Origin of the sequence: Pseudovibrio axinellae (assembly GCF_900110875.1) — a bacterium.
GTDB classification, from domain to species: Bacteria; Pseudomonadota; Alphaproteobacteria; order Rhizobiales; family Stappiaceae; genus Pseudovibrio; species Pseudovibrio axinellae.
In genome coordinates this window covers 148000-155348 of the sequence record NZ_FOFM01000008.1, presented here as the reverse complement: position 1 = coordinate 155348, position 7349 = coordinate 148000, and the positions used below count along the sequence as shown (strand labels likewise).

At 49.3% G+C, this 7349-nt stretch carries 5 protein-coding genes; 3 read left to right on the top strand and 2 right to left on the bottom strand.

The window, feature by feature from the left end; all coding sequences use genetic code 11:
• Positions 1 to 1338 (bottom strand): Ig-like domain-containing protein (locus tag BMZ51_RS17435; RefSeq protein ID WP_175485040.1); only part of this gene is annotated, 1338 nt, incomplete at its 3' end.
• A 305-nt stretch (positions 1339 to 1643) separates the two neighbouring features.
• Here BMZ51_RS17435 and BMZ51_RS17430 point away from each other — a divergent pair.
• Both BMZ51_RS17430 and BMZ51_RS17425 read left to right on the top strand, forming a co-directional pair.
• Entirely contained in the window at positions 1644 to 3071 is a 1428-nt protein-coding gene (locus BMZ51_RS17430) for a TolC family outer membrane protein (RefSeq protein ID WP_068005804.1), read from the top strand.
• Between the two features lie 11 nt (positions 3072 to 3082).
• On the top strand, positions 3083 to 3481 hold the full coding sequence (locus tag BMZ51_RS17425; RefSeq protein ID WP_208979556.1) for a hypothetical protein: 399 nt from the start codon (positions 3083 to 3085) through the stop codon (positions 3479 to 3481).
• An 8-nt stretch (positions 3482 to 3489) separates the two neighbouring features.
• Here the strand turns inward: BMZ51_RS17425 and BMZ51_RS17420 are convergent, their stop codons facing one another.
• A complete protein-coding gene (locus tag BMZ51_RS17420; RefSeq protein ID WP_074882182.1) occupies positions 3490 to 5829 on the bottom strand; it encodes a type I secretion system permease/ATPase in 2340 nt (779 codons plus the stop codon).
• Between the two features lie 131 nt (positions 5830 to 5960).
• On the opposite strand from BMZ51_RS17420, the gene BMZ51_RS17415 reads away from it, so the two are divergent.
• The gene (locus tag BMZ51_RS17415; protein ID WP_208979555.1) at positions 5961 to 7343 is read left to right on the top strand and encodes an HlyD family type I secretion periplasmic adaptor subunit; all 1383 of its coding nucleotides are present in this window, start codon (positions 5961 to 5963) and stop codon (positions 7341 to 7343) included.
• The last annotated feature ends 6 nt before the right edge of the window (positions 7344 to 7349 follow it).

Sequence of the window (7349 nt, the reverse complement as noted above, 5' to 3'; positions counted from 1 at the left end):
GTCTAAATTGGCGTCAGCTTCAAAGGAATAGGTGCCATCGGGATTGACGGTAAGGGTGCCGTTTGGGAGCACAAAGGTGGCGGATGTGGTTTGTGCGAGCGCAATGCTCTGGTCTGCTTCGCCTGGCAGCGAGACTGTGATGTGGGTGACGCCATCTGCGCCCGGGTTCAGCGCCCATGTGCTGGAAAGCGTGCTGCCTTCTGTAAGTGAGGCCGGGCTGTCAGCAATGTCCAGAACTGGAGCATCGTTTAAGATGTTGACGTTTATATTGCCAGATGCGTTGTTTCCCTCTTCATTGGTTACCCTGACCTTCAATGTGTCCTGCAGTGTGGTTGTACTGTGGTCTCCGGCAGTGTTGAGTGTGTATGACCAGCTGTAGGTACCGGCTGGATCTAGAGTAATTGTGTAGGTACCGTGGGGAGTATTGACCTGTCCGCCACTAGTGACATCAATCCAGACATTTTGCGAGGGGTCGCAAACTTCTAATGTTTGAAGTACAGACGATCCGTTTTGGATGTTCATGAGGCCTTGTGTGCTTGTTGTTGTCTGTCCTGCAGAGCTGCCGGATGTAAGGCCTGATTCATAGACGTGAGTATCATCCCCTTGATAAAATGCTGGATTGACGACAGGTGCTGAGGAGGTGGGGGATGTGCTTATCTGTTGGTCAGGTTCGTTCTCACCATATCCAATATTGCGTTCATGGAATTCTTGGGTTCGCTCTGAAGGTAAGAGGAGCGGTGTGATTGGGAATGAGGGTTGAACAATAATTGAGATCGGCTCGAAGTTGTTTCCACTTCCGGACAGTTCATCTTTCGCCGAAAGTATGGATGCGGATTCACTGTTTCCGCTAGAGGGTTCGGTATTCGTTGCAATCCCTGTAGGGTCGATTGGGCCAGCGCTCGGCTCTGCGTCTCGTGCGGCAGCAAAGGCCGCTTGAATTTCAAGTGCAGTCAGTGTCTGATTTTCAATCTCAACCAACGGAGCATTATCGCTGTGCCCTACAATGATTAGGGTCGTTCCATCTGCGAGTGTGATCTTCGTTGACGTCCCTGAGGTTTGAATGTCTGAGAGTTCCAGCCCCGAGGGAAGAAGCAGCACCTCCCTAACAGCATCCCACTGCACATTGTTAAGTAATGGGTTGCTTCCGATTGGGAGGGACCCTGGAAGAGTGTCTAAGTTCAGTTCGGTGCGGTCTGGTAGCGTTATGATGAGGTGGCTATTGCCTGCGCTTGGTCGGACTTTGTCTGGTTGAAGTGCGCTTTGCTGTTCTGGGGCTTGTTCTGGGAGTTGTTGATTGACTGAAGAAGGGTGAATTTGACCAGCTTTAGTATTCGGCATGTCGTGCTCCCATAGCAAACTGGAACAGGGATAATCTAAAGGAAATCCTAGTGAAATACTGAATTTAGCGGAATATGTATTTAATAGTTATTAATATAATTGGGAGTTGTTTTGTATATAGACTACACAAGATAAATAAATAACATTGTGCGTCTATTGTATTCACGTAATTATCATTGTTAATACTGCTGTATACATTGGTATTTATTACACTTGATTGCGTGAGGAATGACATTGTAAAAATATAAGCTAAATTAATGCTTCAGTTGCCCGGTTTTCTTTTGTATTGCGTAGAGGGCGTTTATATGAAGTTTCTTGCGCCTCTTCTCGTTGGCGTTGCTGCTGTGGGCTTGTTGAGCGGAACAGGTCATGCCATGTCTCTTAGAGAAGCAGTTAATCTTACCGTTTATAGTAATCCTGAAATAGGTGAGGCGGTTTTTGACCGCAATGCAATCGGTTTTGAGCTAAAGCAGGCCAAAGGCGAATGGTTGCCTCGACTTGATCTTGAATTTCGCGGTGGGGCGGAGTGGGCTGACCGTAGTTTTACTCGTCAGAGAGATCAGTATTTTTATGGGCCATATGAATTAAGAGCAACGGGTCGGCAGAAGCTGTTCGACGGTTTTGCGACGACCTATGAGATTGAGCGACAAAAGGCTCGTTTAGACGCAACGTCCTTTCGAGTATGGGAGCGTGCAGAGTTCATCGGGTTGAGTGCAGTGCGCGCATATGTTGAAGTTGCGCGTTTATCTGAGGTTGAGCAGTCTGCCCAACGCAACATTGCCTATCATTCTAAGGTTGCTTCGGATATGCGCGTCGGCCTGTCTCGCGGGGTAATCTCGGTTGCTGATGTGCAGCAAGCTAGCGAGCGTGTTTATGCAGCGCGGCTCGCTTTGCAAGAGGTCGCAGAGGAACTTGAGCTTGCCGAAGCAACATTTATAGAGATTGTTGGTAAGCCACTTAGCCGATTGGGGAGTGTTCCCAGTATAGCGCAACGTATTCCGGGTACTTTGCCTGGTGTTTTGAATGTGGCTCGTCGGAACAATCCTCTGATTTCACTTCGTAAGGCAGACATTGATGCTGCAAATGCACAGATCAAGATTGCTGAATCTGAGTATTATCCGAGTTTGGATCTAGAGCTATCTTCCAGTGTCGGGGAAAACCTAAATGGTTTTCCTGGAGTCAACAATCAGGCCACAGCCTTGGTTGTGATGCGGTGGAATATCTTTAACGGCAATATCACAAAGAACAAACGAGCTGAGCAAGTTGAACGGGCTGGCGAAGCTCGTATGCGTTCTGCTCGTGCCTATCGCGAGGTTGAGCGGGAAACCAGAGCCTCGTGGATCCGGCGCATTGAACTGTCTAAGCAGCTTGCGATTATAAAAAGACAGCTTTCCGCCTCTAGGCAGTTGCTGGTGTCTTATGAAGGGCAATTTACAGTTGGACAACGGACACTTCTGGACGTTTTGGATACTCAAAATACGGTTTTCTTCACTGAGGTTTCCGAAATATCGGCTCGTTATGCGCAAAGGTTTGCCAACTACCGGTTGTTGGCAGCAATGGGTGGGTTGCTAGAGTCTTTTGAAATTCAACCCCCAGCTCAGGCGGAGGCAGGGTATCGCCAGGTTCGTGATGATGAAGAGACAGAAGGTTGGTTGCCTGGAAAAGCGCTTCCTGGTGTTGCAGCCCAATGGGCTCGAGGAACACCTGTTGCAATACCAAGAGCGAAAGAGTGAAGGTGAATGCAGTGAGCACAACGAAGTTTGGAACTCTTGTGGTGGGGCCGGTCTCCATTCTTTGTGGCATGGCAGTGGTTTCGTGCCTATGGGTGGATGGGGCACAAAGTGCGGACCTGTCGGGCTTTAGCTCTGGGTATTTCCGCACAGGTGTTTGCTATGACTTTAACCAGCAGCACCCGGAGGAGTTGCATGATGAGCTATCAATCCGCGTGCGGGACTACTGTTCAGAGGCCAACAACTTTGTTGTAAGCGCACAACAACGCAATGTGACACAACTCAGGTTTGATTGGGCATTGGAGACCAGAGATTGGTGCGGTGTTGCGATCGGTTATATGAAAGATGGGGTGTGGGATGATGAGGCGGTTAATCGTTGCCTATGCTTTCGTGAATATATGAGGGAGTACTAGCATTTCGGTCACGCATCTCCTTTTGAGAGAATATGAATGACCTTTTCTTTTGGTCCATCGGCAAGAATTCGCCCTTTATCAAGGATGATTAATCGATTGACGAGGGACAGTGGAGCTGTGCGGTGCGTTGCAATAATCAAGGTTTGATCTGGCTTCAATGCTGAAGATAATGCATTGGTGAATTGTTTCTCGCTTTGCCCGTCCATCATTCCTGTTGGCTCGTCTAGATAGAGTATTTTGGGCGCACCCATGAATGCTCTTGCTAAAATGACCTTCTGCCTTTGGCCAGACGACAGGTCTCTCCCACCTTCCTCAATATTTCTGGCAAACCCATGGGGGTGAGCGTCGATAAAATCCAGCGCACCGGATAGTTCACAGGCGTTTATCAACTCTGCGTCAGTGATTTCTGGTCGCCCGAGTTTTATGTTGTCCCTAATTGATCCTGAGAAGAGGCTTGCATCCTGCCCAATGTAACTGATTGCTCTTCTTAGCTCGGTTGGGGCATATTGCTGGTGGTCTAGGTTATCGACGGAATAACTTCCAGATTCAGGCGCATAGAGACCACTTAGAATTCTCCCCAATGTCGACTTTCCTGAGCCGACAGGTCCAAGGATCGCGATGCGCTCACCGGCGGTTATTGAGAGATTCAGGTTCTTGAGCGTTGCTTCTGCTGCGTGAGGGTATTTGAAGCACATATTTAATAGTGAAATTTTACCGCTATCAATCGTCTTCGTCAGGTGACGGGACGCCCACGGGGTTTCTCTTGGTAAATGACTGATTGCATCCAGCCGTTTGTAAGCAGCTTTGACTTGTTGGAAACGTGCCAGGAAGCTGGAAAGCGTTGCAAGTGGGGCGACGGCGCGTCCGCCCAGTATGACACAGGCAATGATGCCACCCATTGAAATGCGGTTTTCAGAAAATAGATAAGCACCGGTGACCAAAAGCGCGACGGTGGTCAACTGCTGCAAAAAACCTGTTAGGTTTTGCGCCCAGCTTGAGAGTGAGCGGACTTTGTTCTGCGCTGTAGAAGCAGCAGCGCTTGCACTCTCCCATTTGTTTAAAAGTTGCCCTTCAGCCCTCTGGAGCTTGATTGTTTCAAGTCCATACAGGCTTTCTACGAGCAATGCGTTGCGCAACGATGCATCCGCCACGGTTGCTTCAACCGCTTTTTTAAGGGGGAACTGCATCAATAAGCCAACGACGAGAACGCCAGTGATTGCGACCAAAAGCGGGTAGATCATCGGACCGCCAATGTACCAGATGAGCCCAAGAAATACGCCAAGGAAGGCAAGATCAGTAATTGCGGCGATGGTTCCTGAGGTCATAAACTCGCGCAGGGACTCAAACTCTCGCATGTCGTTCAGGAAACTTGCGGTGCTGCTGGGGCGGTGAGCCATCTTCAAATGCATTGCATGAGAAAACAGCCGCGAAGAAATGATCAGGTCTGCCCGTTTTCCTGCAAGATAGATCAGGGAAGCGCGTGACGACTTTAAAAAGAGATCGAACAGCAAAGCACCTGCGATACCTAGTGTAAGCACCCAGAGTGTCGGGAATGCAGAGTTGGGCAGCACTCGGTCGTACACATTCATAGTAAAGAGCGGTGAGGCTAGGGCAAGCAGGTTGATAAAGGCAGCGGCGAGCGCAACGAACACGTAATCTTTGGCAACGGCGCTTATGCCGCCAAACAGCCAGTGGGTGTTGTCCTGTGCTTGTGCGCGCTGTTGGTCGCTTTCAGGCTTGTAAAAGGGCTTTGCGACGAGAACTTTGCCGTTGCAGAGTGTTTGAAGTTCTTCAAGTTGAGCAAGGACAGCGCCGCCATCTGCATGTGGAAGGGCAACGGCATAAGAATGCTCGTCATATTTTTCTAATAGGACCAGCGCTCCACCATCTTTTAGAAAAAGAACGACCGGGAATAGAAGCGATGAGAGGCCTGAGAGTTTCTGGTGAAATGATCTTGTCGAAAAACCAGCTCGTTGGAGCGCGCTTTGCAATAGCTCATCTGTGAGTTTGCCCTTCTCCAAAGGGAGGCCTGCGATTAGGTTTTCGGAGTTTGCCGGCATATTGTGCTGAACAAGCAGAATCTCAAGACAGCCCCGCAACAGGTCAAGCTCTGCTGTGGGGGAAGATTGGTAGGTTTTAAACGAGTTGTTGGGCGTTTGTTCTCTGTATGGTCTCTTTTCTGAAGCGATGGCGGCGGGTTGGGAGAGCTTTGATGATTTGGTGTCATCAGGCTGTGTTTTTTCGGTCTCAGAGGGCGATACCTCACTGTTTGGCGTATCGTTGTTCGTCACTAAAGAAGCCGTTTTTTCACTCTTGGTCTTTGGCTGTGCCGTCTTTGTCAGTTCCAACCTGCAATTCTCCGCAATAGATGCTCCTAGTATTCACAAAAACTAAGGAGAGTTATCCTTTGTGAGGATAGCTTGATTCCGGAAGGCAGCGTGCCTCTGGAACTTGTTGGGGAGTTTCTAGGGGGAGACCTTTGCGCCGATTTCATGTGCCAGAGTTTGCAAAAAAGTGGATAGGCTTAAGTGAGGTGACTGACCAGCTGCCCTCTAGTGCTGTGCAGGTTACAGCCGATTTAGAGCATGCAGCACGCGCGCGAACGCGTCTACTCATCTTGTTGATTGCAGCGCTTCTATGCGCCTTCGTTCTTTGGGCAGGGTGGGCTCAGCTGGAGGAAGTTACACGCGGTGATGGGAAGGTTATTCCTTCTGCCAAGGTTCAAGTTATTCAAAGCCTTGAAGGAGGGATTATTAAGGAGGTTCTCGTCAAAACCGGCGATATCGTTCGTAAAAATGATGTTTTGATACGTTTGGATGATACTGGCTTTTCTTCCAATTTGGGCGAGCTTGTCGCAAAGCAGCTGGCTTTGGAAATTGCACGTGAACGCCTTGAGTTTCAGTCCGTGTGGCCTCAGCGCGGTGAAGAGCTGGTTTACGACAGCTATTATTATGAAAAATCACCGGAGATCGTCGCTTCTGAACTCTCGCTGTTTCAAGCTAATCTTGAGGGCCTGAAAAGTCTGGGTGCGATCAACGGATCACGCGTTACTCAACGGCTGGCTGAGCTGGAGGCGTCACGGAACCAGCGTGATAAGCTGATTGATCTTCTGCATATTGCACATGAAGAGAGAGAGCTCAAAGCCCCCTTAGCTGAGAAGCAGATTATTCCGCGTACGGATATGATGAAGCTGGATAGAGAGATTGGAGACCTTGAAGGCCAGATTAACACGCTCAAGGTGACTGAGGGGCGCTTGCTGGCGGCGGTGGATGAAGCTGAGCAGGAACTTGAGGGGCTTTATACAAAATTCCGTCAGGCGGCGCGAGAGGAGCTTAGTGAGGTGCAGTCTCAGCTCGATATCATTGCGCAAACGACTAAGGGGGTTGGCGATAAGGTTGAGAGGGCCGAAATTCGTGCGCCTATGGGAGGGATTGTCAATACAATTGATGTGAGCACGATTGGCGGCGTTGCATCCCCATCGCAACAACTCATGACCCTTGTGCCTTCAGAGGACGTTCTGTTGGTGGAGGCCAAGGTCAAACCGCAAGATATCGCCTTTATCCATCAGGGGCAGCAGGCGCTTGTAAAGCTGAGTTCCTATGACTTTGCTATCTACGGTGGTCTGAAAGGTAAAGTCGAAGGGATTTCTGCAGATACTGTTTACGATGACGTTACTCAACGGAATTTTTACTCCGTTCTTATAAAAATTGATCAAACGGAGTTAGAAACTCGCAAGAAGTCTCTTCCCATTCTCCCAGGGATGATTGCCTCTGTTGATATACTTACCGGGGAGAAGAGTGTGCTTGCCTACATTCTTAAACCGGTAAATCGTGCTCGCGAGGAGGCTTTAAGAGAACGGTAATTTGTT